A 25959-nucleotide genomic window follows, 5' to 3' on the forward strand; every position below is an offset into this window, starting at 1 on the left:
ATACATATAACTAGGATTAATCATGGCTATTTTTGAAGTTAAAGTTCCACAACTCTCTGAATCAGTTGCTGAAGCAACATTGTTGCAATGGAAAAAGAAAGTCGGCGATGCCGTTGGTCAAGACGAGATCTTGATTGAAATCGAAACTGATAAGGTTGTTCTTGAGGTACCAGCCCCGTCTGCTGGTGTTTTAACTGAAATCGTGGTTGCCGATGGTGGCACTGTTATTGCAGAGCAGTTGATTGCTAAGATTGACAGCACTGCAGTAGCTACTGCGGCTCCTGCAGCTGCCGCACCTGCCCCAGTCGCCGCTCCAGCGCCTGCAAAAGCAGTAGCTCCTGCTGCCAAAGCCGGCGCAGCTGCTGCTCCTTCGGCCGCGAAGATTCTTGCTGAAAACAATATCAACGCTGGCCAAGTTGCTGGCTCTGGTCGTGATGGCCGCATCACTAAGGGGGATGCATTAAGTGCTGCTGCTGGTGGTGCAAAATCTGCCGCTATTCCAAGTGCACCAATGCCGATGGGCGATCGCCCAGAAGAGCGCGTTCCAATGAGCCGCTTGCGTGCCCGTATTGCAGAGCGCTTACTTGAGTCACAAGCAAATAATGCAATTTTGACCACGTTCAATGAAGTCAATATGGCTCCAGTGATTGCAATGCGTAACAAGTACAAAGATCAATTTGAAAAAGTTCATGGTGTGAAGTTGGGCTTTATGTCCTTTTTCGTGAAAGCAGCCACACACGCCTTGAAAAAATTTCCATTGCTCAATGCCTCGGTTGATGGAAACGATATCGTTTACCACGGCTACTTTGATATCGGTATCGCTGTAAGCTCGCCACGTGGTTTGGTTGTTCCAATTCTGCGTGATGTTGACCAAATGAATTTGGCTGATATTGAGAAGAAGATTGCTGAGTTTGGTGTTAAAGCGCGTGAAGGCAAGCTGTCGATTGAAGAGCTCACTGGCGGTACATTCTCCATCTCTAATGGTGGAGTATTTGGTTCCATGCTTTCAACCCCAATCATTAACCCACCACAATCTGCAATTTTGGGCATCCATGCCACTAAGGACCGTGCTGTTGTTGAAAACGGTCAAGTAGTCGTTCGCCCAATCAATTATTTGGCTTTGTCATATGATCACCGCATTATTGACGGCCGCGAGGCGGTGCTTGGTTTAGTTGCGATGAAGGATGCTTTAGAAGATCCATCACGTCTTCTCCTTGATTTGTAAGAAGGGAAGATCATGAGCCAAGCTTTTGATGTACTCGTAATTGGTGGTGGCCCTGGTGGCTACATCGCCGCCATTCGTGCTGCGCAACTTGGTTTTAAAGTTGCCTGTGCTGAATCTAGTTCTTATGATGATCCTAAAGGTGAACCACGCTTAGGTGGTACTTGCTTAAACGTCGGCTGTATTCCATCCAAGGCTTTATTGGCTTCTTCTGAGGAATTTGAGAAGATTGGGCATCATGCTGCTGATCATGGCATTAAAGTTGGCGCTGTCAGCATTGATTCCAAAAAGATGGTTGCTCGTAAAGATGACATCGTTACGAAGATGACTGGTGGTATTCAATATTTGTTCCGCAAGAACAAGATCACTTTGCTAAAGGGACATGCCTCTTTTGAAGCTAAGGGTGCTGATGGCTATCAAGTCAAGATTGACGGTAAAGACAAAGAAACTGTAAGTGCCAAGAATGTGATTATTGCAACCGGTTCAAAAGCACGTCATTTGCCTGGTTTGCCAGTAGATAACGTTTTGATCTGCGATAACGAGGGTGCCTTAAAGTTTGATTCAGTGCCCAAGAAGCTTGGCGTGATTGGCGCCGGCGTGATTGGTTTGGAGCTCGGTTCCGTATGGCGTCGCCTGGGTTCTGAGGTGACTGTGCTCGAGGCGCTACCTACATTTTTGGCGGCTTGTGATATCGGTATCGCCAAAGAAGCTCACAAGCTTTTTGTGAAGCAGGGCTTGAACATCAATATGGGTGTGAAGATTGGTGAAGTGAAGGCAGATAAAAAAGGTGTTGTTGTGAATTACACCGATAGTGCTGGTAAAGCTGCTAAGTTGGAATGCGATCGCCTGATAGTATCTGTTGGGCGTGTACCCAATACTGATCAGTTAGGCTTAGACAAGATTGGCCTTAAGGTAGACGAGCGTGGCTTTATTCCAATTGATGACCATACTTGCGCAACTGCTGCTCCTGGTGTTTATGCGGTTGGTGACGTAGTGCGCGGCCCCATGTTGGCCCATAAAGCAGAAGACGAAGGCGTTCTCGCGGCGGAAGTAATCGCTGGTCAAAAACCACACATTGATTACAACTGCATTCCTTGGGTGATCTATACCGATCCTGAAATTGCTTGGGTTGGTAAGACTGAGCAAGCACTCAAAGAGGCTGGAATTGCATACAAGGCAGGTCAATTTCCATTTGGAGCTAACGGTCGCGCATTGGGTATGGGTCGCGCTGATGGTTTTGTCAAAATCTTGGCCGATGCCAAGACTGATGAAATCCTGGGAGTTCACATCATTGGACCAAATGCATCTGATTTAATTGCAGAAGCAGCTGTAGCGATGGAATTTAAGGCAGCAGCTGAAGATATTGCACGCATCTGTCATCCGCATCCCAGCTTGTCAGAAGTGATGCGCGAAGCAGCATTAGCGACGGATCAACGCGCATTAAATATGTAATTGAAAACCATTGAGTTTTACCAGCAAGAGTTAAAGACGCGCGGGTATCAAAGTGACCCCGCGCAGCTTCGTGCTGTAGAGCGTCTACAGCAGTGCGAAGACGAGTGGATTGCCTATAAAGAAATCCGTAGCAACAATCTCAAGAAGGCGCTCTTTAAGCCGGCACTCCCCCGCGGTTTGTATTTATGGGGCGGGGTAGGTCGTGGTAAATCCTTTTTGATGGATTGCTTTTATGCAGCTTCACCATTAGAAAAAAAGATTCGCATTCATTTTCATGAGTTCATGCGGGAAGTACACCGCGAATTGCATGAGCTTTCAGGCATGTCAGATCCGCTAGATGAGCTTGCTAAGAGGATATCAAAGCGCTATCGCCTGATTTGCTTTGATGAGTTCCATATTAATGACATTGCTGATGCCATGATGCTGTATCGCCTATTAAGTGCGCTATTTGAGGATCGCGTGCAATTTGTGATGACATCAAACTATCGCCCGGATCAGCTGTACCCCAATGGCCTGCATCGCGATCGCTTATTGCCAGCCATCAAATTACTTGAAGAAAAGTTAGATGTTCTGAATGTCGATGCAGGTAACGACTATCGTCGTGTGCAAATGGCTCAAGTAGAGGCTTACCTATCTCCGGCTAATGCAGAAACCCAAGTCAAACTTGGCCAAATGTTTCAGACTTTGATTGGTAAGAAAAAAGAGACGCAAATGCCGGTCTTATATATCGAGTCTCGCGAACTGCGTCCCTTGCACATGGCTGAGGGAGTAGTTTGGTTTGATTTTCAAACGCTGTGTTGTGGCCCGCGCTCTCAAAATGACTACTTAGAGATTGCCAAGCAGTTTCATACAGTGATTCTTTCTGGAGTGCCGTATATGCCTCCAAGAATGACGAATGAAGCCCGTCGGTTTATCTGGCTCATAGACGTTTTATACGACCATAAGATCAAATTAATCATCTCGGCTGATGTTCCAGCCCCAGATCTGTATACCGAGGGTCAAATTACCGCGGAATTCTCCAGAACCGTGTCCCGCCTGATTGAGATGCAGTCCCGTGACTACCTGGATGCGCCACGCCGGGTAATTGACACAAGCTTGACCTAAAATAGGGTCATGAGCAGCCTTTCCCCCATTAACGCCGACTTACATTGTCATTCAGTAGTTTCTGATGGCACTTTGACGCCTGAAGCACTGGCAGAGCGGGCGAAGGCTAACGGCGTGCATTTATGGGCATTAACTGATCATGATGAGCTGGGTGGGCAGCAGCGTGCAAAAGATGCAGCTAGTGCCTTAAAGATGGATTACCTCGCCGGTGTTGAGATTTCGGTGACTTGGATGGGGCAAACCATTCATATCGTTGGGCTTGGTATTGATGCTGACCACGTTGGAATTTTAGAGGGCCTAAGACGCACGCGTGATGGTCGTAGTAATCGAGCGCAGCTCATGGCGGAACAATTGACTAAAGTAGGTATTCCGGGGGCCTATGAAGGCGCCTTACATTACGCCGGTAATCATGAGTTGATTTCGCGCACACACTTTGCACGCTTTTTAGTAGAGCAGGGAGTTTGTCGAGATACTGAGCATGTATTCAAAAATTACTTAGTGGAAGATAAGCCCGGCTTTGTTCCACATATGTGGGCAACCTTGGATGATGCGGTTTCCTGGATCAAGGCGGCTGGCGGAGTGGCTGTGATTGCCCATCCAGGGCGCTACAGCAGACTGAATGCGATGCAGATGGATGAGCTCTATAAGCACTTCAAAGATATTGGCGGCTTGGCGATTGAAGTGATTACGGGAAGTCATAGCCCAGATCAGTACCAAACCTTTGGAAAAATTGCGCAACAATATGGTTTCTTGGCCTCACGTGGATCAGATTTTCATGATCCTAGGGAGAGCCATATTGACTTAGGGAACTTGCCACATTTACCGGACCACCTCACACCAGTATGGTCTGTATTTCATTGATTCATTAACGACAAAGATAAAGAATAAAGATGTTTGCTGAACGCGTTCTCTCTGGTATGCGACCTACGGGTAACTTGCATCTTGGCCACTACCATGGCGTCCTGAAGAATTGGGTGCGCTTGCAGTCTGAGTATCCATGCTTTTTCTTTGTGGCTGACTGGCACGCTTTAACCACTCATTATGAAACTCCCGATGTGATTGAACAATCCGTTTGGGATATGGTGATTGATTGGTTGGCAGCAGGTGTCGACCCAAATCAAGCAACCTTGTTTATTCAGAGCAAGGTACCCGAGCACGCAGAACTTTTCTTGCTGTTGTCCATGGGAACTCCATTGGGCTGGCTTGAGCGAGTGCCAACCTATAAAGACCAGATTGAAAAGTTAAAAGAAAAAGATCTACAAACCTATGGCTTCTTAGGTTACCCATTACTTCAGGCTGCTGATATTTTGATTTACCGCGCACAGTTTGTGCCCGTTGGTGAAGATCAAGTACCTCACGTAGAGATGACGCGTGAAGTAGCGCGTCGCTTTAATTATTTGTATGGTCGTGAACCTGGCTTTGAGGAAAAGGCGTTGGAGGCGGTCAAGAAGCTTGGCAGCAAACGCGCCAAGATGTATGCGGAGCTACGCGTGGCATTTCAGGAGCGCGGTGATGATGAAGCATTAGAGCAAGCCAAGGCATTGTTACAGGAAGCGCAAAGTTTATCGATGGCTGATCGTGAGCGGTTATTTGGTTTCTTAGAGGGTTCTCGCAAAATTATTCTTCCGGAGCCGCAGGCGTTATTAACCGCTGCGTCACGTATGCCGGGGATTGATGGTCAAAAAATGTCGAAGTCTTATGGCAACACCATTAGCATTCGTGAGCAACCCGAAGAGGTGATCAAGAAAATTAGGACGATGCCAACGGATCCGGCTCGCGTCCGCAGAACAGATCCCGGCGATCCCGCGCGTTGCCCAGTATGGCAATTGCATACCGTGTACTCTAGCGAAGAGACGAAGCAGTGGGTTGATAAAGCTTGTAAATCTGCAGGTATTGGCTGCCTTGAGTGTAAGCAGCCGGTGATTGATGCCATTCTGGCAGAGCAGCAACCTATGTTCGAGCGTGCTCAGAAATATTTAGATGATCCCAGTTTGTTGCGTTCGATTATTGCTGATGGTTGCGATCAGGCTCGTAAGGTTGCGCAAGAAACGATGCGCGAGGTCCGTGAAGCAATGGGCCTTGCTTACGACTGAGTCAAAACTTGTCTAGTGCGCATGATGTGATTGTGAGTGCGTCCCCTTGGGTGAGGCGCTTTGCGCCACTCATTCCTCAGGGTGGGGCAGTTCTGGATCTGGCCTGTGGGTCGGGCCGTCATGCTCAGTTATTAGCTAATCTGGGGCACTCTGTTTTGGCAGTTGACCGAGATATCTCAGGAGTAGAGCAGTTAAACTCTCCCGCCATCACCCCAAAATGCCTCAATCTTGAACAAGATGTTTGGCCTTTGCTCGGGACTTGCTTTGACGGCATCGTAGTGACTAATTACCTGTTTCGTCCTCATCTTGATCGTTTGCCTGAGCTTCTAAAAAAACAGGGGATTTTGATCTATGAAACTTTCGCCCAGGGAAATGCGGAGTTTGGGAAACCATCCAACCCCAATTTCCTTTTAAATCCTGGGGAATTGTTGGCTTTTGCAGCCCGTCATGGCCTCCAAGTAGTGGCGTACGAGGATATTTATGTGGATCAGCCCAAACCAGCTATGGTTCAGCGCCTTTGCGCTGTAAAAGACGCGTTAAAAAGCCGCATTCCGTTACAATTTCAAGGTTAAGACAGTCAATATCGGTACATATTCGGTGACAAATACAGCTCAATCTACAGGCGGCAAAAAGACCATTTCTGGCAGCATGCCAGCTATTGTTACGCCAATGCATGAAGATGGTAGTTTGGACTACGCCAGCCTACGATCTTTATTAGATTGGCATGTAGCCGAAGGCTCTGATGGCATCGTGATTGTGGGTACAAGCGGCGAGTCTCCTACGGTCTCTGTCCAAGAGCACTGTGAACTCATTCGTGTAGCGGTAGAGCACATCGCTGGCCGCATTCCTGTAATTGCCGGTACTGGTGGTAACTCCACAATTGAGGCAATTGAATTAACTGAGTTTGCTAAAAAAGTTGGTGCAGATGCCAGTTTGCAGGTAGTTCCTTATTACAACAAGCCAACGCAAGAGGGTATGTATGCCCACTTCAAAAAAATTGCAGAGTCTGTTGATCTACCGGTCATTTTGTATAACGTTCCGGGCCGCACTGTGGCTGATTTAGCGGGCGATACCGTGGTGCGTCTTGCAGGTGTACCTGGAATCATCGCGATTAAAGATGCCACTGGTAGCTTAGAGCGTGGCACATTATTAATGGCTGATTTGAAGCGTACGGGTCATGGCAATTTCTCAGTCTTCTCTGGCGATGATTTAACTGCAGCAATGTTGATGCTCATGGGTGGCAAAGGGAATATTTCTGTAACAGCGAATGTTGCACCACGCTTAATGCATGAGCTGTGTGTTGCAGCGATGTCAGATGATGTGAAAAAAACCCGTGAGATTCAATACCAATTACTAGCGGTACATAAAGCAATGTTTACAGAGGCAAACCCAATCCCAGTGAAATGGGCCCTCCATGAAATGGGTAAGATCACTGCGGGCATTCGCTTGCCGTTAACCCCTTTAAGCGCTTCCTTACGTGAGCCCTTAAAGGCAGCATTAAAACAGGCTAACTTGATATGATGAATTTGATGCAAATACTTCGCCGCTACATCGCAATTTTGGGTTTGGTTATTACATTGGTCTCCGGACTAACAGCGTGTAAATCTGTTACCAGTAGCGATACGGTAGATTACAAAGCGACCGGGGCAGTGCGTGGTCCTAATTTGTCTTATCCCCCTGATTTGATTACTGCTCAAGCGGATCGTCGCTACATTGTGCAAGACGGTACTGCAACCATGTCTGAATACAACGCAGCCATGAAAAAATCAGTGCAGATGCGTAACAACGTGATGACTGGCATTCCGGGTATGCGTATTGCACGTGATGGTGAGCGTCGTTGGTTAGTAGTTGAAAAACCTGCTACTGAGTTATATCCACAAGTAAAAGATTTCTGGCAAGAGAATGGCTTCTTATTGACCATTGATTCACCTTCAACTGGCATTATGGAAACGGATTGGGCAGAAAACCGCGGCAAGATTCCGCAAGACTTTATCCGCTCAGCACTCGGTAGCGTTCTCAATTCAGTTTACGATACCGGTGAACGTGATAAGTACAAAACCCGCTTGGAGGCACCTAAACCTGATGAGACTGAGATTTATATTACTCAAAAGGGCGCACTTGAAAAATGCGTAACCGATACGGCTGGTGATGCTTGTCTTTATACTATTTGGACAAGCCGCCCGAATGACCCAGAATTAGAGGCGGTATTCTTGGCGCGCTTAATGGAGCGTCTTGGCATGACTCAAGAGCAAGCCAAGGCAATGGTTGCCGTACCTTTGGGCCCAAAGACCCCTAAGGCAAAATTAGTGCAAGAGGCTAACAATCAGGGTTATATCGAGTTGAGCGCTGGCTTTGATCGATCATGGCGCGATATTGGATTGGCTCTAGATCGCTCTAACTTTACTGTTGAGGATCGTAATCGTTCTAACGGTGTTTACTACGTGCGTTACATCAACGCTAAGGATGTCGGCGAGAAAAAAGGTTTCTTCACCAACCTTTTTAGTAGCAAAGATGATTCAAAGTTGCAGGCTAAGAAATATCAAGTGATTGTGAAGAGCACTGGTGAAAATTCAGCGAATGTCTATGTGCAGGATGCTGAGGGTAAGCCGGAGAACAGCCCAGCTGGTATTCAACTGCTCACTTTGCTAACTGATCAGTTAACCAAATAAGCTAGAAAGTTAGAGTAACTTTAAGCAATAAAAAAGCCGCTCTTCAGCGGCTTTTTTTCTTCATGAAGAAGATTACTTCTTAGCATCAGCAGCAGGAGCAGCAGGTGCAGCTGGAGCGGCAGGAGCAGCAGCAGGAGCTTCAGCAGCAGGAGCAGCAGGAGCGGCAGCAGGAGCTTCAGCAGGTTTTGCTTCTTCTTTTTTACCGCAAGCGGCCAAAGCGATAGCTAACATTGCAACGAATACGAGTGACTTCTTCATTTGTAATTTCCTCTTAAAAAATGTAACAACAATTACCGGTAATTGTGTTGAAAATTCCAAGGGATTATCCCTAGGTGATTTCCAGTATTTATTATATCCATCCTTGAATTTAGACCTCAAAAACCAGCCAGCCAGCGAGGTAGGCCTCATAAAGACTGCTCTGGCCGCTCACTGGAAGTTTTTTGGATAAAAGGCTTTTCTTGGCAGCTAGGGATCGCCAAGCTTGGGCAATATCCTTTGTCTGCCCCTGGCTCATATTCTCCCCGTTACAAAAAACTGCTTTACCCAGACTAAGGATGCGTGTTTGGGGGTTGAGAAGCAGTCTTTTAGTAGCAAGATTCTTGGTAAACAGGGTGGGATTTAATGGATTTATTGGGCTATCAAAAAATGCCTGTTGTTTGGGTTCGGATAAGTAGGCTGTAATTCCAGGTAAAAAACGGTCAACACGATCCAATTTCAGATGACGCAGTTTTTGTGTAATTTGCTCAATCAGCTCTTCGGGCAGCTGTTCCGCATGAGTGGCTGCCTTTTGTTTCGGGTCAGCAAATTTTTTCTCAAGCTCTGGAATATCTTCCAATGATTCAGCGAGTCGCCACAGTCCTTCTTGTAATAACTCTTTGAAGCTAGGAGAGCGAAAGCCAACCGACCAAGTTTGACAGCCTGCATCCAGAGCGATGCCATCGTGAGCAACGTGGGGCGGTAAGTAAAGCATATCCCCTGGCTCCAATACCCATTCCTGCTCAGGCTTAAAGTGTTGCAAAATCTTGAGCGGTAAATTTGGGGTCAGACTTAAATCTTCCTGCTCTGAAATCTGCCAGCGTCTACGACCAGACATTTGGATTAAAAAGACATCATAGGAATCAAAATGAGGTCCAACGCCGCCACCAATCCCGGCAACGCTGATCATTAAGTCATCGAGACGAGCGTCTGGAATAAAACGAAACCAAGAAAGAATTTTTGCAGCAGCAGGGTGGTGTGCTTCCATGCCTTGAAGTAGAAGTGTCCAATTGGGTTTACTGAATGCTGGAATCATTTTTTTTGAAAACGGACCGGTATTAAAGCTCCATGGCCCAGCTTTAATGAGTCGAGATTCAACGGTATCTTGAGCTGCAAATTCGACTAATTCATCAGCTGAAATAGGGCTCACCAGGCTTTCCTGATCTTGTGATGCTAGCGCAAATGCAGGGATGGCCCCGCGGACTAGTAAGGGCTTTTTATGCCAATACCGCTTCATGAATAAATCTGGGCTAATCCCCCCAAATAAGGCCCAGGACTCATTTAGAGGCAGGTTTTGCGGTGCCTGGGGCGGCTGATAGGGTTTGCTCAAGTAAAATGGAGTCATAAAGTAAAAAGCTTAGCAAAAACTCATTAAAAACAAATGTTCGATAGATTTCGCATGAAGATTGAAAAAAATACCATCGTATCCCTTCGCTACAAGTTAACCGATGCGCAAAATAATGTTATCGAAGAACCAGATTCTCCGATGGTATACCTGCATGGTGGTTACGAGGGCACTTTCCCAAAAATTGAAAGTCTCTTGGATGGTCAAGATATTGGCTACGAGACAACGGTTCAGTTGGAACCTAGCGAGGCTTTCGGGGAATATGACCCTGAACTTTTAAAGATTGAGCCCCGTACTCGTTTTCCAGAGCCGCTTGAAATTGGGATGCAATTTGAAGGTGTGCCTGATGCTGATGAAGAATTGGAAGTAGCCGATGAATCAGATTCAGATGACGAGCCACTCATCTACACAGTGACTGATGTTGCAGATAGTCAGGTGGTATTAGATGGCAACCATCCCCTAGCAGGCATGGCATTGCGTTTCTGGGTTCAAGTGGAAGATGTGCGTGCAGCTACAGAAGATGAAATTCAAAACCGCCATCCAGAAGGTGGCGAGAGCTTTACCTTTGGAATGCCAAACGACGATGGGGAAGATGCTGAAGAGGAAGAGTTCCTGAGTAGTACTTTGGGCTTGCGCACTTCGAACCCGCGCACGCTTCACTAAACAGCGCTACTCTTTAAGCCATTCTTTAATGGCATCTAGGTCTCGCTTGGTATCGCTTGAGCCTGGAGCATCAGTTGGCGTATTACCCAGTTTAGCTAGCGCCTTTTCTAGTGCAGCAATTTTGGCTTCTTGCTCAATCGTTGCATCAATTAAACCCTTGAGCGCCATGGATACAGGATCATCTACATTGGGTGTAACGCCATAAGCAGAAAAATATTCTTTTGTTTTACTGTCCGCGCTTTGCGGTAAATCTGGATGCAAGATGCGTGCCGGTATACCAACGGCAGTAGCACCTGCTGGGATTTCTTTGAGAACAACTGCGTTTGAGCCAATGCGTGCGCCATCGCCAACCGTAAAACCACCTAGTACTTTTGCGCCTGCGCTGACAACCACGCCTTTGCCAAGAGTGGGATGACGTTTAACGCCTTTGTATAGTGAAGTGCCACCCAAAGTAACGCCCTGATAGATCGTGCAGTCATCGCCGATTTCTGTGGTTTCACCAATGACGATGCCCAGACCGTGATCTAAAAATACTCTGCGACCAATCTTGGCGCCAGGATGTATTTCAATACCAGTAAAAAAACGGGCAAACATCGATAGCACCCGGGCTATCCACTTGAGTCCAAGATTCCATAAAAAATGGGAGACACGGTGAAAGAAAACCGCATGCAAGCCCTGGTAGCACGTAATGACCTCAAGGCGATTTCTGGCTGCAGGGTCTCTTGCAATGATGGAGTCGACTTGGTCGAATAATGAATTAAACATCATTTGATTTTAACGGGATACGCCTATTTTCTCAGGAGCATCTGTTTGGCGATGCCACGTAAGAGATCAATTTCTTCCTTATGCAAGCTGCTCCGAGCGAATAAGGCTTGTAAGCGAGGCATGAGCTTTTTGGGATTGCTGGGGTCTAGGTAGCCAATGGCCTCAAGACCTTTGCGCCAATGATCCAACATGGCCGCAATGGCTGCTGGATCGGCCAACTCGGCTAACTCCTCGCGATTCACCATCATCTCTAGGTCACCAGCCTCCGCGAAGCTCTCTCTCAGTGTGTAGGCGCAGACCATGAGTGCTTGGGCTAGATTAAGTGATGGGTAGTCAGGATTGGCGTCAAGCCAGACCCTATGGGTACATAAGGCCAGATGTTCGTTATCAAGACCCGTTCTTTCGGGCCCAAAGACCATGGCAACCCGCCCATGCTGGGCTGTTGTATTGCGAATGAGCGCGCGGGCTGCTACCCAGTCTAGGGCTGGCGGACCAAATTCTCGATCCCGACTGGTTAGGCCAAGGACAAGCGAGCAACCCTGAACTGTCGATGCTAAAGATTCTGATTCCTGGGAGGACTCTAAGACATTGAGTGCACCACTGGCTAAGGCAATAGCCTCTGATTCTTTGGCAATATCCTTGGTCTTAGGATTTATCAGGCGCAGATCACTAAACCCCATTGTTTTGAGCGCGCGGGCCGCTGAGCCTACATTTCCTGGGTGGCTAGTTTCCACCAGAACCCAGCGTAGCAATTGGTATTTCTCGGTATTCATGGGGGGTTTAGAAGGGTCCAGGAAGGTGCAAAGCGCTAATCGTTTAGAATCAAGGTATTAGCTTCGTATTGTCCTGCAGTTTAGGCAATATTACAGGCTCGTTCTTATTTAATTTGTCCATCAATACTTATGCATCCCATGTTAAATGTGGCCGTTAAAGCTGCCCGTCGTGCTGGAACCGTGATTAACCGAGCTTCTCTGAATCTAGAGCGCTTGCAGGTTGATCGTAAACAACATAATGATTTCGTAACCGAGGTGGACAAGGCCGCAGAAGCGGCCATCATCGAAACGCTGAGTGAAGCCTATCCAACACATGGATTTTTGGCTGAAGAAACTGGCGAACATAATATCGATGCTGAGAACGTCTGGATCATCGATCCATTAGATGGCACTACCAATTTTATTCATGGCTTTCCGCAATATGCGGTATCTATCGCATTGGCCGTCAATGGCACAACACAACAAGCGGTTGTCTATGACCCAACGCGTGATGAGCTATTTACCGCAACCCGTGGAGCGGGCGCGTATTTAGATCGCCGCCGCTTGCGCGTGGCCACTCAAGATCGCCTGGCAAATTCTTTGCTTGGCACGGGCTTTCCCTATCGTGAAGACCAAGATCTTGAAAAATATCTCAAAATCTTTGCGGAGATGACACGTCAGTGCGCTGGTTTGCGTCGCCCAGGTGCTGCGTCTTTGGACTTAGCTTATGTTGCTGCTGGTCGTTACGATGGCTTCTTTGAAAGTGATCTCAAGCCTTGGGATATGGCGGCAGGCGCCTTATTGATTACGGAGTCAGGTGGCTTGATTGGTAACTATCGTGGGGAAGAAGGTTTCCTGAAGAGCGGTGAAGTCATGGCTGCTAATCCAAGAATCTTTGCACAGATGGTGCAATGTTTATCTAAATACTCTCATCAGTAAAAGGGCAAGAAACCGGCTATTTAGGTTTTTACTAGATCAAGATAGCGCACACCCTGACTATCGATCGATAGTGCGCTAGCCCTTGGAGCAGTGCTTTCAGGGTGATCTAAATCCCAGTCAGAAAGTACCCAACGTTGCCAGGTTTGCTCACCTAATTGCTCTTGGTGATGGGCTGGTAAATGAGTGTGGCCGTGGATTAATTTATCCACAAATCGATCCCGCGCCAATGCAGCACAAGCCTCCAAGGTGACATTGGTTCTCGCATTATTTTGTTGGGATGACTTCCTCGCTCCGCGTTGGTATTGACTGTAGCTATTGCTACGAAGGCGATTGGCAATGGAGCGTCGCCAGTGAAGCGGCATGTTCAAGAATACTCTTTGCATCCACGGCTTTCTCACTAGCTTGCGAAACATTTGATAGCCAACATCTGCTGTACAGAGTGAGTCGCCGTGACACACAACATATTGCTCATGGGCGATTTCAATGCAAGAAGGATCTGTTAGTAAGGACATTCCTGTCTTTTTCAGGAAGGCGGGCCCTATTAAGAAATCACGATTGCCGTGAACATAATAGGTTTTGGTTTTGGTGGATAAATTGGCAAGGGCGCGTTGAACCTCTTGCTGGAAGGGTGAGCTTGGGGAAGTGTCATCACCCACCCAATACTCAAATAAATCACCCAGAATAAACACAGCCTGTGCCTTGGGAGCATCTTTTTCACAGAAGTCAAAAAAACGCTGCGCCGTCAAGGGCATTGACGGCGTCAGGTGTATATCGGAGATGAGCAGTGCACTCGAGTATTGCGGGATCATTCCTCGAGAACGGTTGCCTTTTCAATCACCACATCTTCAGTTGGAACATCTTGATGAAAGCCAGAGCTTGCGGTCTTTACTTTACGAATAGTATCAACGACATCCATGCCATCGGTGACTTTGCCAAAGACAGCATAGCCCCAGCCTTGGGCATTCTGTGCAGTGTGATTTAAAAAATCATTGTCATTAACGTTGATAAAGAATTGTGCTGTAGCAGAGTGTGGATCGCTGGTGCGTGCCATCGCTACGGTGTAGCGATCATTCTTCAGACCATTGTTCGCTTCATTTTCAATTTGTTTGCCAGAGGACTTCTCTTTCATGCCAGCAGTCATGCCGCCGCCTTGAATCATGAAGTTATTAATCACGCGGTGAAAGATGGTGCCATCGTAGTGACCGCTCTTCACGTATTCCAAAAAATTGGCAACACTCTTCGGTGCCTTGGCAGAGTCAAGGCTGAGGGTGATGTCACCCTGATTCGTTTTTAACAGTACTTTAGACATTATTTAGATCGACTTTCTGGGGGGTTAGTGGATGGAATTGTTGTTGCTTTATTGGGCTGACTAATGAGCTTCATTAATGCTTTAGCCCGATTGGAGTATTGGCGTTGATTGAGTTGTGCTGATAAGGCGGCCTCTTCATAGGCTTGCGCGCCAAGTCGCACATAGAGTTCACCTAAGTTGGCCGAGGCGATCGCGTAACTTGGCCGCAATTTGAGGGCAAGTTCTAAATAGTCTCTTGCCTCAATCCATTTGTCTTGACTTGCTGCTATGGCCGCCAGATTGTTGTAGGGCTCAGGCAACTCTGGGAATTGTTGGGTTATTTGAATCAAAGTTTTTTTTGCTTGCTCAAGCTCGCGCATTTCAAGTTGCAGGCGGGCTCTTAAAAAACGTAGCTGCACATTTTTTGGCGATTTTTTTAAATACGCATCAATCAGTTTGATGGCCTCCGGAAATTGGCGTGCTTTGACTAACTTTTCAATATCTGAGGGCACTGCATTTTTACTTACAGGATCTGGCTCAATGATCAGGAATGATAAGAATGGCAATGCCACAGTCTCAGATAGCTCTGGATTGAGCGGGTCGTAAGGTGTATCTACCGATGTCCTGGGGGGATCATTGGGGCTGTATCCGCCCAAATAGGGGGTATTGGGCCCACATTTCAATTCTTGGGTGCTTGCTGCCTTCATTTCTGTATCTGCAAGCTGTTGGGCGGGGGTGCTACAGCCCGCGATCAACGCAGCAGTAAATATGGCAGCAAGGATCTTTATCAGAACAGGGTATGGTGCTTGGATGGTTAAGGGCATAGGGGAAAGGGTGTGAAACTGGCTCATTCGATATACTCAGCGCTCAGTCTAACAAATTGGCGCTACTTGCCCCACCTTTATAGCCCTATGCTGCAAATCTATAACACCCTTAGTCGTTCAAAAGAGGTATTTAAGCCCATTGTGCCGGGCAAGGTGAAGATGTATGTCTGCGGCATGACGGTTTATGACTTTTGCCATATTGGCCACGCCAGAGTCATGATTGTGTTTGATATGGTGGTTCGCTGGTTGCGGGCCAGCGGCTATGAAGTTCAGTATGTCCGCAACATCACCGACATTGATGACAAGATTATTAATCGTGCGATTGAAAACGGCGAGCCCATAGCCGCCCTCACCAATCGTTTTATCGATGCTATGCATGCTGACTCTGATGAGTTGGGCCTCATGCACCCCGATCAAGAGCCACGAGCAACCGATTACATTGAGCAGATGCAGGGCATGATTGGCAAGCTCATTGAAAATGAATTGGCATATTCGGTAGATGATGGCGATGTGAATTTTGCAGTGCGCTTGCTTCCCAGATACGGTCAGCTCTCTGGTAAATCCTTGGATGATCTGAATGCCGGTGAACGTGTTGCGATTGTGGGCGGTAAACGGGATCCATTAGATTTTGTCCTTTGGAAAAGTACGAAAGCCGAAGAGCCTGCAGATACTCGCTGGGCATCTCCATGGGGTGAGGGCCGCCCAGGTTGGCACATTGAGTGTTCTGCCATGTCTTGTGACTTGCTTGGCGAACATTTTGATATTCATGGCGGTGGCGCTGACTTGCAGTTTCCTCATCATGAGAATGAAATTGCCCAGAGTGAAGGGGCCTTGTATGGAAAAAATCGCAAAGATGACGATGCCCCCTTCGTCAATTATTGGATGCATAACGGCCATATTCGGGTAAACGAAGAGAAGATGTCAAAGTCATTAGGCAATTTTTTCTTGATTCGGGATGTTCTCAAAAGCTTTGACCCCGAAGTATTGCGTTTTTTTATGCTCAAGGCCCATTACCGCAGCCCAATCAATTACAGCGATGCTCAACTCGAAGAGGCTCGTGCTGGCTTGGGCAGGCTGTATACGGCATTGGCACAAGCAGAAACTCAAACTAGTACCCTTGATCCGCAGAATTCATGGGTACAGCGCTTTGCGCAAGCGATGAATGATGACTTCAATACCCCCGAGGCGATTGCCGTGTTGTTTGATTTGGCCACTGAGGTCAATCGTGCACAGGGCGCTGAGAAGCAAATGCTGGCTGGCACCTTAAAGTCGCTTGGTGCTTCACTCAATTTCTTGCAACGTGACCCAACGGCATTTTTGCAGGCAGACTCAAAACAAGAGGGTGGCTTGAGCGCTGCTCAGATTCAAGAAAAAATTGCTGAGCGAGTTGCATCCAAGCAAGCAAAAGATTTTGCTAAAGCAGATTTGATTCGTAAGACGCTATTAGATCAAGGCGTAGTTCTAGAAGACAAGCCAGGCGGCTTGACAGAATGGCGAAGAGCTTAGTGACTGCAGTAAAAGAAAAATCCATTTTGCAAGAAGTTGCTCCAGAGTATTGGGAGCAAGCTTGTCGCGAGCTCATGAAACAGGATCGCATTCTCAAAAAACTCATTCCCAAATATGGATCTGGTTTTTTAGTTACTCGCGGTGATGCATTCACAACTCTAGCTAGAGCAATCGTAGGACAACAAATTTCGGTAGCTGCTGCGCAAGCTGTTTGGGACAGAGTGGTGATTGCCAGCAAGAAGAAAGTGAACCCCAAAAATATTTTGGCACTCACCGTAGAAGAATTGCGGGCAGCAGGTTTATCGGGGCGTAAAGTTGAGTACATCCGTGATTTGGCCGATCACTTCGACTCAGGGCGCCTGCATGCCAATCAATGGAAAGAGATGGACGATGAGAGCGTCATTAAAGAATTGAGCGCCATTCGGGGAATCGGCCGTTGGACAGCGGAAATGTTCTTGATTTTTAACATGGTTCGCCCAAATATCCTGCCCCTAGATGATGTTGGCTTAATTAAGGCTATTTCCCTGAATTACTTCAGCGGTGAGCCTGTCAGCCGCCATGAGGCCAGGAAAGTTGCAGCCAATTGGGCCCCGTGGCGTACGGTTGCCACTTGGTATATGTGGAGAAGTATCGACCCCATCCCCGTTGAATATTAAAATCAGATGATGAAAACGACTTTCCTGGATTTTGAGCAGCAAATCGCCGAATTAGAAACAAAGATCGAAGAGCTGCGTTTTGTACAAGATGAGTCATCGGTGGATATTTCCGATGAGATCAAAACGCTTTCCGAAAAAAGTCAGCAACTCACCAAAGATGTCTATGCTGCACTAACACCATGGCAGGTATCCCAAGTAGCTCGTCATCCTCAGCGTCCTTACACCTTGGATTACGTCAACGCACTATTCACTGATTTTCATGAACTGCATGGCGATCGTACATTTGCTGATGATCAATCCATCATTGGCGGTTTGGCGCGTCTTGATAACCAGCCGTGTATGGTGATTGGCCATCAAAAAGGCCGCGATACCAAAGAGCGTGCACTGCGCAACTTCGGCATGAGTCGCCCTGAGGGATATCGTAAAGCGATGCGCCTCATGCGTCTTGCGGAAAAGTTTGGCATTCCTGTTTTTACGTTTGTGGATACACCGGGAGCATTTCCTGGTATTGATGCAGAAGAGCGTAATCAATCTGAGGCGATTGGTCGCAATCTCTATGTTCAGGCCGAATTAGAAGTGCCAATCATCGCTACGATTATTGGCGAAGGTGGCTCGGGTGGTGCTCTAGCAATTGCCATGGGTGATGTGGTGCTGATGCTGCAAAACTCTACCTATTCGGTGATCTCCCCAGAGGGATGTGCTTCGATTCTGTGGAAAACTGCGGATAAAGCTCCCGAGGCTGCAGAACAACTAGGCTTGACTGCCCAAAGATTAAAAGCCTTAGGTCTAATCGATAAGATCGTAGCTGAACCTGTGGGCGGCGCTCATCGTGACTATGACACCATGATGGTCAATATGCGTAAATCTCTTAGTGAGTCGATGAAGACCTTTGATGGCATGGAAGTAGAGTCATTGCTTGAACGTCGTCATGAACGCCTAATGAGTTATGGCAAGTTCAAGGAAATCACAGCCAAGCCTTAAGCCGGGTAATCGAATTGCGGTTGCCTTGAGTGGCGGCCTCGATTCGGTTGTGCTGCTCGATACCGTTTGCAAAGCGCACGCAAAAAGCAAATCTGCTGAAATCTATGCTTTTCATATTCATCACGGTTTACAAAAACAGGCTGATGACTGGTTGATCTTTTGCGAGAAGCTCGCCAAAAAATATCAAATCCATTTTGATTTTCGCTTACTCCACTTCAGTAAAGAAGAGGGTAATATCGAAGCGAATGCAAGAGCGGGGCGCTATGAAGCCCTTGAAGATCTCTGCGCGGAATATGACATTAACGACATTTTCTTGGCGCATCACCAAAATGATCAGGCAGAAACAGTGCTGTTGCAGCTGCTGCGTGGTGCTGGTGTTGCAGGCCTGGCAGCCATGCCCGCCAGCCGTAAACTCAAGACTACAGATGGCAAGATTACACTCTGGCGCCCTTTACTGGATCAAAGTAAAAAACAACTTGAGGCTTATGCCAAAAAACATAAGCTCAAGTGGGTTGAAGATCCGAGCAATCAAGATTCTAAATACCGTCGCAATGCCATTCGTAAAACAGTCATTACAGCACTAGAAAAAATTCAGCCCGAAGCCATTGCTAATCTGGCGCGTAGCGCAGCATTGCTTGGTGAAGCGCAGGGTTTGCTTGACCGATTAGCAACCCAAGACGGTAAAACTATTCTTCTGAAGAATGGGGTTCAGCTAAAGCAAGTACTTGAATTAGCAAAAAAGGATTTACCTGCTGCCAATAATGTTTTGAGATATTGGTTGAAGGCAAGCGGGCTGACGATGCCTTCGCAAGAGCGCCTTGCTGGATGGTGGCGCGATCTTGAGGCAGTAAAGGCTGATGCTCAGCTAGAGTGGGTGCATGATGAGAGAGTCATTCGGCTTTGGCGAGGGACTTTGCAAGTCGTAGACGAAACTGCTGGTGAGTGGGTTTTTAAATCTATCCCCAGTTCAAGTAAAACTTTGGGGCTTCCAAGTAAATGGGTCAAAGAGGCTCAGCAAAAGGGCCAGATCACCCAGGTAAATAGGTCTGGATCAGAAAAAATTCAAATCAAAGCTAAGACACCACGCAAAACCCTCAAGAATCTCTTTCAGGAGGGCGATATTCCACCATGGCAGCGGAAGGCGCCGCTCTTGTTCATTAATGGGGATTTGATAGCAGTGGCGGGGGTCGGTCTTAGCTACCCGCATTTGGTTCACACAGGACCTAGGGTGCTGCCTGAGTGGCAACAGAAGGTTTAGCAGGTTTAAAACCCTGTAAAATGAGGCCTTTTTGATCCTCAGGAAATTCATTTCCTGCTACAGATAGTGAAATAGACAGTTTTTATGGCTCTTATCGTTCATAAATATGGTGGCACCTCAATGGGCTCAACAGAGCGCATTGCGAATGTTGCTAAACGCGTTGCTAAATGGATGCGTGCTGGCCACCAAGTGGTTGTCGTGCCTTCAGCCATGTCAGGCGAAACCAATCGCTTGCTTGGTCTAGCAAAAGAAATTAATCCTGATGCAAATCCGCGCGAGCTTGATCAAATTGCATCAACTGGTGAACAAGTCAGCTCTGGCCTACTAGCTTTAGCATTAATGCGAGAAGGTGTGGATGCAGTCAGCTATGCTGGCTGGCAGGTAACAGTTCATACCGATTCTGCTTTTACTAAAGCACGCATTAAAAGTATTGATGACAAGAAAATTCTGAGTGATTTGAACGCTGGTCGAGCAGTAGTGGTCACCGGTTTCCAGGGCGTTGATCCAGAAGGCAATATCACCACATTAGGTCGTGGTGGTTCAGATACCTCTGCAGTCGCTATGGCAGCTGCACTTAAAGCAGATGAGTGTTTAATTTACACCGACGTCGATGGTGTTTATACAACTGACCCTCGAGTTTGTGAAGATGCACGTCGTCTAGACAAGATTACTTTTGAAGAGATGCTAGAAATGGCTAGCTTAGGTTCAAAGGTCTTGCAGATTCGTTCAGTGGAGTTTGCTGGTAAGTACAAAGTTAAAACCCGGGTTCTGTCTTCCTTGACAGACCCATTGATGCCCCTAGACATCGAGATGAAGTCGGGCACCTTGATTACATTTGAAGAGGACAGCACTATGGAAGCCGCAGTTATTTCCGGCATCGCCTTTGCGCGTGATGAAGCGAAGATTACCGTTTTAGGAGTTCCTGATCGCCCAGGTATTGCCTATCAAATTCTGGGACCAATCGCAGATGCGAATATTGATGTTGACATCATTATTCAGAACCAATCCGTTGATGGCAAGACTGACTTTACATTTACCGTGCCACGTGCTGATTATCAAAAAGCATTGGATCTACTCAAGAACACAGTGCAAGCGCATATCGAAGCAAAAGAAATTTCAGGCGACCCGAAGGTTTCTAAAGTTTCAGTGGTTGGTGTGGGCATGCGTTCTCATGTTGGCGTTGCCAGCAAAATGTTCCGAACTTTGTCAGAAGAGGGCATCAATATCCTCATGATCTCCACTAGTGAAATCAAGATTTCTGTAGTGATTGATGAGAAATATATGGAGCTAGCAGTCAGAGCCTTGCATAAGGCATTTGAGCTGGACCAGAAGTAAAACAACAATAAACACAAAAGAGGGACCATAAAACCCCCTTTGCGGCCACAGTAAGACAGTAATCCGTTAAACTGTGGGGCGTTGTAAAGAGTTAGAAATACGGAGACGTGGCCGAGCTGGTCGAAGGCACTCCCCTGCTAAGGGAGCATCGGGGCTAAAACTCTGATCGGAGGTTCGAATCCTCTCGTCTCCGCCAGTACTTTATTCATTGCCACCCATTAAAAAACCACCCTTCACTTGGTGGTTTTTTCATTTCTAGCGTTCAAATCCCTGTTTTAAGCACTTAAATTGAGGTTTTTACTGATATGTTGCATTGCCGCAAATAAATGTTGCAGCACAACATATTCTTTTCTATAATGGCGCATCGCAACAAATTTTGTACCTCTACTTAAATAAAGGAATCGTCATGTTTCAAACTCAATTAAACGATCAAATCGCTCATGCTCAAGCTAAAGCTGTTGAAAACGCTAAACATTTAGCCCAAGTAGCTGTTGAAAGCGCACAAGAATTAGCTGAAATCAACCAAGCTGCTGCTAAAGACGCATTGGCTGCTGCACAAGATGCAAGCACACAATTGTTGGCTATCAAAGATCCACAGCAATTAACTAAATTGGCTCAGCCTGAAGTCGCTCAAGAAGCTGCTAAGTATGCCGCTGCTTATCAAGCTAAAGTGAACACAGTAGTTCGCAATGGCAATAAAGAAGTTGCTCAATTGGTTGACGCTTCGATTGATGATGCACGCGATGATTTGGTAAAGTTTGTTAAAGAAGCTACTAAGTCTGCACCTGCTGGCGCTGAAGCTTTTGTTTCTGCATTCCAAACAGCATTTGATGCTTCAGTTCAACAGTTTGACCAAGTTCGCGCTACTGCAACTGATGCTTTTGCAAACTTTGAGAAGAGTGTTGACGCTGCATTGGCAAATATTCAAGGCCAATACGCTGCTAAACCTGCAAAGAAAGCTGCTGCTAAATTAGCTGCTTAATTCAGTTTTAACTGCTTTGCAAAGGCCGCCTCCGGGCGGCTTTTTCTTTTCTTCCACTCCACAACCCCGCTAATCCCAATATTGGGCCCCTATTTAGGGTTATTCCTATATTACTGAAGTTCACAACTTCTCAACTTCTGTGGTAGAGTATGTTTACTGGGAGAAGAAATGAAGAGACAGGTGCCAAAAACACATCAAGCCTTGGAGTGGGTGGGGAAGGGTTTGAGCGCTGCTCAGGCAGCTCGAAAACTAGAGATTTCAGAATCCAGTGTGTATGCCGCTCTCAGAAAGTCGAAAGCAAAAGATTTGGGCTGTTGCCCAACCTGTGGTCACAAAATAAGGAATTAGGATGAAAAAGTATCTGCTGGTAGTGGCATCTATATCTGTTGCAGCATTTGCGTACGCGAATACGGTTTCTGATTCATCTGCATTAGTAAATCAACAATGCCAAATTTCTGCTGAAGCAGTATCAACATTAAAAGGCTTACGTTACGGGAACACCTCAATTAGAAAGGATGTGTCCACCCTGATTAATGCCCATCTGAAGGCTCCGGAGAATCGTGAAATGGCCCAGAAAGTTCTAAATCTAATGGTTGATGACAAATCCACAGATGTCGCCACGCTTGAAGGCAAGTACTGTTCTTAATGATTTGATCTCCGGACTCTAAGGTGCCATTGATTGCTGAGTGTCCTGATTGTGGCAATGCGCGGTCATTGTTTAATCAGTGTCCGCACTGTGACTCTGATCAGTTGCCAAGTTTAAGTTCCGATACGGTTGAGCTGAATATTAAGCAAGGCAGCCCCTATGTTGAGGAGGCTTTAGAGCAATTAACAGATCAATTGCGTAAATGCATAGAGTTGGGGATTAAAGCCATCGTTCTGATCCATGGTTATGGGTCAAGCGGTGAGGGTGGCTATATTAAAAAGGCGGTTCATCATGCTCTGGAAAGCAATCGCTATTCAGATAGGGTGGATGAATATTTCTTTGGCGAGAATGTGGGATATGGAAGTGTGTCGTATCACACGCTTTTAAAGCGCCGCCCTGGGTTAAAAAGATATCTCAAACGCTTTAAAGAAGGAAATGCTGGTATGACGGTGCTATTACTAGGCTCGTCACAGAGAAGTGCTTAGAATAGAAGCATCTCTACTAGGAGTATTCCTATGACCGCAAAAAAATCTGATATCTCACCACAAGCAGCTACGGTCAGTTCTGACCAGTTAATTGGCGAATTCAAAGCATTGATGTCAGATGCTGAAGCATTGATTCAGGCAACCGAAGGTCATGCGGATGGCGCCATAGGATCTCTCCGCTCAAAAGCTCTTGAAACCATTGCCGGTGCAAAAGAGAGTATCTCTGATTTTGAGGGTGCTCTCACCGACAAAGCAAAAGCGCTTGCGGAAGGTGCAGATGACTTTGTGCATCGGAACCCTTGGGAGGCGGTGGGTGTTGCAGCTGGGCTTGGTTTATTAATTGGCTTGTTTATTCGCCGTCGCTAAGCAGATATGTCCCAAGAAAATTTACTCTCCTCTATTAAGAATCTTGTTTCCACAGGCGCATCTATTGCGCAAACACGACTCGAGTTGATCTCGGTGGATGTGCAAATTGCCAGAAGTAAATTAATCAGTTTGCTAGTGATGATCGTAAGTGCCTTATTTTTCTTATTCTTTGGCCTGGTGATGTTGGCTTTATTGATCGTTATCTACAGTTGGGAATCTGATCGGATGATGGCTCTGGGTTTGCTGACTAGCGCTTTTTTATCGGTTGGACTCATTTTGTCCTTATTGATCATGCAATCATTGCGTACGATGCCCAAGTTATTTGAAGCCTCAATCGCTGAGCTTGCTAAAGATCGAGAGTCACTCTCCAAATGAGAGAGCGATTCAAGGAGCTCGAGCTTCGTCTTCATGAGCTCAAAGCCCAGGCTGATCGTGAGCGTAAAGAATTTAGTGAGCACTTTGAGGCATGGGAGAAGCCACTCTCGTGGGCAGATAAAGGCGTTGATGCTGTGAACTTCTTAAAAAGTAATCCGATACTTTGGACCAGCGCATTTGCTGCGCTTGTGCATTACAAGCCTAAATTAGCCAGCAAGGTGCTTGCTATCGGTTGGGGCGCTGTCAAGCTTCTCAAGAGCGCCAAGAAACTCATCTGAGTTCATCAAATTACTAAACTCAGATGGCCTTAGAAACCGCTAAGCCTTGGCTAAAGAATTATCCAGTAGGCGTCCCACACGAGATTGGGCCGCTGAGTCATACATCCCTGACTGACTTTATCGAGGAATGCTTTGTGCGTTTTGGCAAGCGCAGGGCGGTTGAAGCTATGGGAAAGTTTTTCTCATACAGAGAGCTCGATCGACTCTCTAAAGACTTTGCTTCTTATCTCCAATCTCTCAATTTAGAGAAGGGTGCTCGTGTCGCTTTGATGTACCCCAATGTCATTGAGTATCTTGTTGCCATGATTGGCACTCTGCGTGCTGGTTATGTGGTGGTCAATATCAACCCACTCTACACCGCCCGAGAACTTGAGGCCCAATTGGTCGATAGCGGAGCAACAGTGTTGGTTGCCATGGAGAACTTTGCTCATACCTATCAAACAATCAACCCAATAGAGGGTATACGGCAAGTGATTGTGAGTAGCCCAGGCGAATTAATGGGCCTCAAAGGCCATCTGATCAATTGGGTAGCCAGAGACATTAAAAAACTGATACCAGCTTGGAGTTTTGCCCATATTACTTTCAAAGACGCACTTCAAAGTGGTGGCGAGCATCATTTTCAGAAGCCTTACATTGGTTTAGAAGATATTGCTTTCTTGCAATACACCGGTGGTACGACGGGAACCTCTAAAGGCGCCGTTTTGCTTCATCGTAATATCCTCTCTAATGTGATGCAGATAGAAGCCTGGTTAAATCCTGGCCTCAAGCAAAAGCCAGAACAGCAATTGGTATTTCTGTGCGCATTGCCGATGACCCATATTTTTGCTTTAACAGCTTGTGCCTTGCTCGGTATTGCTAAGGGCGGCTTATTACTTTTGGTTCCCAATCCACGCGATATCACCGGCTTTATCAAAATGCTACTTAAGCATCCTAATATCAATATATTCCCGGGTGTGAATACGCTCTTTCATGCGCTGATTCATCGGCCAGAGTTTAAGAAGGTAAAACTTCCTCAGTTATTAGTCACCATTGGCGGAGGCATGGCAGTGCATAAGAAGACAGCTGACCATTGGCAGGTTCTCACGGGTATACCCATTGCACAGGGCTACGGATTATCAGAAACATCGCCAGTAGTCTGCGTCAATACACCACTAGAAAAGCATTTCACAGGGCACATTGGCATGCCAATACCTAGCACCAATCTTGTCATTCTTGACGATGACGGGGTTGAACTCTCGCATGGCAGCCCTGGGGAGATCTGTATTCAGGGGCCGCAAGTCATGGCAGGTTATTGGAAAAAACCAGAAGAGACAGAGCATTGCATGACAGCCGATGGTTTCTTTAAATCGGGTGATATTGGTTTTATCACCGATGAAGGCTATGTAGAAATTGTTGATCGTAAAAAAGATATGATTGTGGTGGCTGGATTTAAAGTGTTTCCTAATGATGTGGAGGATCACTTAGTCCAAATGGATGGCGTTAGAGAATGCGCAGTCATTGGGGTGCCACACCGTAAGCTTGGAGAAATCGTTAAAGCTTACGTAGTGCGGGACAATCATCACTTAACTGAGGCCGATATCTTGCAATACTGCAAAGAGCATATGGTGAGTTATAAACGCCCTCGGAAAATCGTCTTTATTAACGAGCTTCCTAAATCCAATGTCGGAAAAATTCTACGCCGAGAACTGAGAAATATTTAACAATACGGTAGCAACTAGAT

The 25959-nt window shown here is 46.7% G+C and carries 29 protein-coding genes and 1 tRNA gene; 23 read left to right on the forward strand and 7 right to left on the reverse strand.

The annotated features are described in order from the left end of the window. The first annotated feature begins 22 nt into the window (after positions 1-22). The 8 genes from odhB to bamC all read left to right on the forward strand — a co-directional run bounded on the left by odhB (position 23) and on the right by bamC (position 8540). The gene (gene odhB / locus AOC07_RS04055; protein WP_215358257.1) at positions 23-1225 is read left to right on the forward strand and encodes a 2-oxoglutarate dehydrogenase complex dihydrolipoyllysine-residue succinyltransferase; all 1203 of its coding nucleotides are present in this window, start codon (positions 23-25) and stop codon (positions 1223-1225) included. Positions 1226-1237: 12 nt separating this feature from the next. After that, positions 1238-2674: a dihydrolipoyl dehydrogenase gene (gene lpdA / locus AOC07_RS04060; RefSeq protein WP_215358258.1), complete on the forward strand. Its 1437-nt coding sequence runs from the start codon at positions 1238-1240 to the stop codon at positions 2672-2674. Beyond that, complete coding sequence (gene zapE, locus AOC07_RS04065) at positions 2675-3778, forward strand: cell division protein ZapE (RefSeq protein ID WP_215294108.1); 1104 nt, start codon at positions 2675-2677, stop codon at positions 3776-3778. It begins immediately after the preceding gene. A 9-nt stretch (positions 3779-3787) separates the two neighbouring features. Further along, on the forward strand, positions 3788-4639 hold the full coding sequence (locus AOC07_RS04070; protein WP_215294109.1) for a 3',5'-nucleoside bisphosphate phosphatase: 852 nt from the start codon (positions 3788-3790) through the stop codon (positions 4637-4639). Between the two features lie 29 nt (positions 4640-4668). Continuing rightward, positions 4669-5871 carry a tryptophan--tRNA ligase gene (locus AOC07_RS04075; RefSeq protein WP_215358259.1) on the forward strand — a complete coding sequence of 401 codons (1203 nt, stop codon included), beginning with the start codon at positions 4669-4671 and terminating at the stop codon, positions 5869-5871. 8 nt (positions 5872-5879) lie between these two features. Beyond that, a complete protein-coding gene (locus AOC07_RS04080; protein WP_251371728.1) occupies positions 5880-6443 on the forward strand; it encodes a bifunctional 2-polyprenyl-6-hydroxyphenol methylase/3-demethylubiquinol 3-O-methyltransferase UbiG in 564 nt (187 codons plus the stop codon). Between the two features lie 76 nt (positions 6444-6519). Next, positions 6520-7392 (forward strand): 4-hydroxy-tetrahydrodipicolinate synthase, encoded by an 873-nt coding sequence (dapA, locus tag AOC07_RS04085; protein ID WP_215358451.1) that lies wholly within the window; start codon positions 6520-6522, stop codon positions 7390-7392. Continuing rightward, on the forward strand, positions 7389-8540 hold the full coding sequence (bamC, locus tag AOC07_RS04090; protein WP_215358260.1) for an outer membrane protein assembly factor BamC: 1152 nt from the start codon (positions 7389-7391) through the stop codon (positions 8538-8540). The genes dapA and bamC overlap by 4 nt, the downstream gene beginning before the upstream one ends. A 72-nt stretch (positions 8541-8612) precedes the next feature. Here bamC and AOC07_RS04095 read toward each other — a convergent pair whose 3' ends face one another. Together AOC07_RS04095 and AOC07_RS04100 are read right to left on the reverse strand one after the other, a co-directional pair. Continuing rightward, on the reverse strand, positions 8613-8798 hold the full coding sequence (locus AOC07_RS04095; protein ID WP_215294114.1) for a hypothetical protein: 186 nt from the start codon (positions 8796-8798) through the stop codon (positions 8613-8615). Between the two features lie 109 nt (positions 8799-8907). Continuing rightward, positions 8908-9945 carry a cupin domain-containing protein gene (locus AOC07_RS04100; protein WP_371816727.1) on the reverse strand — a complete coding sequence of 346 codons (1038 nt, stop codon included), beginning with the start codon at positions 9943-9945 and terminating at the stop codon, positions 8908-8910. Positions 9946-10194: 249 nt separating this feature from the next. Here AOC07_RS04100 and AOC07_RS04105 point away from each other — a divergent pair, with 249 nt between their 5' ends. Beyond that, positions 10195-10803: a peptidylprolyl isomerase gene (locus tag AOC07_RS04105; RefSeq protein ID WP_251371729.1), complete on the forward strand. Its 609-nt coding sequence runs from the start codon at positions 10195-10197 to the stop codon at positions 10801-10803. Between the two features lie 6 nt (positions 10804-10809). Here the strand turns inward: AOC07_RS04105 and cysE are convergent, their stop codons facing one another. After that, entirely contained in the window at positions 10810-11568 is a 759-nt protein-coding gene (gene cysE, locus AOC07_RS04110) for a serine O-acetyltransferase (RefSeq protein WP_215294301.1), read from the reverse strand. A gap of 23 nt (positions 11569-11591) precedes the next feature. Then, positions 11592-12341, reverse strand: a complete 750-nt coding sequence (locus tag AOC07_RS04115) for an RNA methyltransferase (protein WP_215358266.1) — start codon at positions 12339-12341, stop codon at positions 11592-11594. Between the two features lie 129 nt (positions 12342-12470). Here AOC07_RS04115 and AOC07_RS04120 point away from each other — a divergent pair, with 129 nt between their 5' ends. Further along, a complete protein-coding gene (locus AOC07_RS04120) occupies positions 12471-13259 on the forward strand; it encodes an inositol monophosphatase family protein (protein WP_215294118.1) in 789 nt (262 codons plus the stop codon). Positions 13260-13279: 20 nt separating this feature from the next. On the opposite strand, the gene AOC07_RS04125 is transcribed toward AOC07_RS04120, so the two are convergent. Genes AOC07_RS04125 through AOC07_RS04135 form a run of 3 tightly spaced genes read right to left on the reverse strand, consistent with a single transcriptional unit; the run spans position 13280 to position 15398 of the window. Next, positions 13280-14068: a UDP-2,3-diacylglucosamine diphosphatase gene (locus AOC07_RS04125; protein ID WP_215358268.1), complete on the reverse strand. Its 789-nt coding sequence runs from the start codon at positions 14066-14068 to the stop codon at positions 13280-13282. Continuing rightward, the gene (locus AOC07_RS04130; protein ID WP_215294120.1) at positions 14065-14568 is read right to left on the reverse strand and encodes a peptidylprolyl isomerase; all 504 of its coding nucleotides are present in this window, start codon (positions 14566-14568) and stop codon (positions 14065-14067) included. Before AOC07_RS04130 ends, AOC07_RS04125 begins: the two co-directional genes overlap by 4 nt. Beyond that, on the reverse strand, positions 14568-15398 hold the full coding sequence (locus AOC07_RS04135; protein ID WP_251369696.1) for a M48 family metallopeptidase: 831 nt from the start codon (positions 15396-15398) through the stop codon (positions 14568-14570). Before AOC07_RS04135 ends, AOC07_RS04130 begins: the two co-directional genes overlap by 1 nt. Positions 15399-15458: 60 nt before the next feature. Between AOC07_RS04135 and cysS the strand changes: the two genes are divergently transcribed. The 13 genes from cysS to AOC07_RS04200 all read left to right on the forward strand — a co-directional run bounded on the left by cysS (position 15459) and on the right by AOC07_RS04200 (position 25939). Continuing rightward, the gene (gene cysS, locus AOC07_RS04140; RefSeq protein WP_215358270.1) at positions 15459-16877 is read left to right on the forward strand and encodes a cysteine--tRNA ligase; all 1419 of its coding nucleotides are present in this window, start codon (positions 15459-15461) and stop codon (positions 16875-16877) included. Beyond that, a complete protein-coding gene (locus AOC07_RS04145) occupies positions 16862-17533 on the forward strand; it encodes a DNA-3-methyladenine glycosylase (RefSeq protein ID WP_215358272.1) in 672 nt (223 codons plus the stop codon). Before cysS ends, AOC07_RS04145 begins: the two co-directional genes overlap by 16 nt. A gap of 9 nt (positions 17534-17542) precedes the next feature. Continuing rightward, entirely contained in the window at positions 17543-18514 is a 972-nt protein-coding gene (locus AOC07_RS04150; protein ID WP_215358453.1) for an acetyl-CoA carboxylase carboxyltransferase subunit alpha, read from the forward strand. Continuing rightward, on the forward strand, positions 18480-19772 hold the full coding sequence (tilS, locus tag AOC07_RS04155) for a tRNA lysidine(34) synthetase TilS (protein ID WP_215358274.1): 1293 nt from the start codon (positions 18480-18482) through the stop codon (positions 19770-19772). The genes AOC07_RS04150 and tilS overlap by 35 nt, the downstream gene beginning before the upstream one ends. An 84-nt stretch (positions 19773-19856) precedes the next feature. Beyond that, positions 19857-21107, forward strand: coding sequence for an aspartate kinase (locus AOC07_RS04160; RefSeq protein ID WP_215294124.1), 1251 nt, complete (start codon positions 19857-19859; stop codon positions 21105-21107). Between the two features lie 101 nt (positions 21108-21208). Beyond that, a tRNA-Ser gene (locus AOC07_RS04165) sits at positions 21209-21303 on the forward strand. A 210-nt stretch (positions 21304-21513) separates the two neighbouring features. Continuing rightward, positions 21514-22089, forward strand: a complete 576-nt coding sequence (locus tag AOC07_RS04170) for a phasin family protein (protein ID WP_215358276.1) — start codon at positions 21514-21516, stop codon at positions 22087-22089. Between the two features lie 349 nt (positions 22090-22438). After that, complete coding sequence (locus AOC07_RS04175; protein WP_215294126.1) at positions 22439-22735, forward strand: hypothetical protein; 297 nt, start codon at positions 22439-22441, stop codon at positions 22733-22735. Between the two features lie 23 nt (positions 22736-22758). Next, a complete protein-coding gene (locus AOC07_RS04180) occupies positions 22759-23220 on the forward strand; it encodes a Smr/MutS family protein (protein ID WP_215294127.1) in 462 nt (153 codons plus the stop codon). 30 nt (positions 23221-23250) lie between these two features. Then, on the forward strand, positions 23251-23586 hold the full coding sequence (locus tag AOC07_RS04185) for a YqjD family protein (RefSeq protein WP_215294128.1): 336 nt from the start codon (positions 23251-23253) through the stop codon (positions 23584-23586). A 6-nt stretch (positions 23587-23592) separates the two neighbouring features. Next, a complete protein-coding gene (locus AOC07_RS04190) occupies positions 23593-23961 on the forward strand; it encodes a phage holin family protein (RefSeq protein ID WP_215294129.1) in 369 nt (122 codons plus the stop codon). Beyond that, positions 23958-24239: a YqjK-like family protein gene (locus AOC07_RS04195; RefSeq protein WP_215294130.1), complete on the forward strand. Its 282-nt coding sequence runs from the start codon at positions 23958-23960 to the stop codon at positions 24237-24239. Before AOC07_RS04190 ends, AOC07_RS04195 begins: the two co-directional genes overlap by 4 nt. Positions 24240-24262: 23 nt before the next feature. Beyond that, positions 24263-25939 carry an AMP-binding protein gene (locus tag AOC07_RS04200; protein ID WP_215358278.1) on the forward strand — a complete coding sequence of 559 codons (1677 nt, stop codon included), beginning with the start codon at positions 24263-24265 and terminating at the stop codon, positions 25937-25939. Positions 25940-25959 lie beyond the last annotated feature (20 nt).

This window comes from Polynucleobacter sp. UB-Raua-W9 (assembly GCF_018687435.1).
Classification (GTDB): domain Bacteria; phylum Pseudomonadota; class Gammaproteobacteria; order Burkholderiales; family Burkholderiaceae; genus Polynucleobacter.

Coding starts and splice junctions, on each gene's coding strand:
- odhB (WP_215358257.1), top strand. CDS start 23: ATGGCTATTTTTGAAGTTAAAGTTCCACAACTCTCTGAATCAGTTGCT.
- lpdA (WP_215358258.1), top strand. CDS start 1,238: ATGAGCCAAGCTTTTGATGTACTCGTAATTGGTGGTGGCCCTGGTGGC.
- AOC07_RS04070 (WP_215294109.1), top strand. CDS start 3,788: ATGAGCAGCCTTTCCCCCATTAACGCCGACTTACATTGTCATTCAGTA.
- AOC07_RS04075 (WP_215358259.1), top strand. CDS start 4,669: ATGTTTGCTGAACGCGTTCTCTCTGGTATGCGACCTACGGGTAACTTG.
- dapA (WP_215358451.1), top strand. CDS start 6,520: ATGCCAGCTATTGTTACGCCAATGCATGAAGATGGTAGTTTGGACTAC.
- bamC (WP_215358260.1), top strand. CDS start 7,389: ATGATGAATTTGATGCAAATACTTCGCCGCTACATCGCAATTTTGGGT.
- AOC07_RS04095 (WP_215294114.1), bottom strand. CDS start 8,798: ATGAAGAAGTCACTCGTATTCGTTGCAATGTTAGCTATCGCTTTGGCC.
- AOC07_RS04105 (WP_251371729.1), top strand. CDS start 10,195: ATGAAGATTGAAAAAAATACCATCGTATCCCTTCGCTACAAGTTAACC.
- cysE (WP_215294301.1), bottom strand. CDS start 11,568: ATGTTTAATTCATTATTCGACCAAGTCGACTCCATCATTGCAAGAGAC.
- AOC07_RS04115 (WP_215358266.1), bottom strand. CDS start 12,341: ATGAATACCGAGAAATACCAATTGCTACGCTGGGTTCTGGTGGAAACT.
- AOC07_RS04120 (WP_215294118.1), top strand. CDS start 12,471: ATGCATCCCATGTTAAATGTGGCCGTTAAAGCTGCCCGTCGTGCTGGA.
- AOC07_RS04125 (WP_215358268.1), bottom strand. CDS start 14,068: ATGATCCCGCAATACTCGAGTGCACTGCTCATCTCCGATATACACCTG.
- AOC07_RS04130 (WP_215294120.1), bottom strand. CDS start 14,568: ATGTCTAAAGTACTGTTAAAAACGAATCAGGGTGACATCACCCTCAGC.
- AOC07_RS04135 (WP_251369696.1), bottom strand. CDS start 15,398: ATGAGCCAGTTTCACACCCTTTCCCCTATGCCCTTAACCATCCAAGCA.
- cysS (WP_215358270.1), top strand. CDS start 15,459: ATGCTGCAAATCTATAACACCCTTAGTCGTTCAAAAGAGGTATTTAAG.
- AOC07_RS04145 (WP_215358272.1), top strand. CDS start 16,862: ATGGCGAAGAGCTTAGTGACTGCAGTAAAAGAAAAATCCATTTTGCAA.
- AOC07_RS04150 (WP_215358453.1), top strand. CDS start 17,543: ATGAAAACGACTTTCCTGGATTTTGAGCAGCAAATCGCCGAATTAGAA.
- tilS (WP_215358274.1), top strand. CDS start 18,480: ATGGCAAGTTCAAGGAAATCACAGCCAAGCCTTAAGCCGGGTAATCGA.
- AOC07_RS04160 (WP_215294124.1), top strand. CDS start 19,857: ATGGCTCTTATCGTTCATAAATATGGTGGCACCTCAATGGGCTCAACA.
- AOC07_RS04170 (WP_215358276.1), top strand. CDS start 21,514: ATGTTTCAAACTCAATTAAACGATCAAATCGCTCATGCTCAAGCTAAA.
- AOC07_RS04175 (WP_215294126.1), top strand. CDS start 22,439: ATGAAAAAGTATCTGCTGGTAGTGGCATCTATATCTGTTGCAGCATTT.
- AOC07_RS04185 (WP_215294128.1), top strand. CDS start 23,251: ATGACCGCAAAAAAATCTGATATCTCACCACAAGCAGCTACGGTCAGT.
- AOC07_RS04190 (WP_215294129.1), top strand. CDS start 23,593: ATGTCCCAAGAAAATTTACTCTCCTCTATTAAGAATCTTGTTTCCACA.
- AOC07_RS04195 (WP_215294130.1), top strand. CDS start 23,958: ATGAGAGAGCGATTCAAGGAGCTCGAGCTTCGTCTTCATGAGCTCAAA.
- AOC07_RS04200 (WP_215358278.1), top strand. CDS start 24,263: ATGGCCTTAGAAACCGCTAAGCCTTGGCTAAAGAATTATCCAGTAGGC.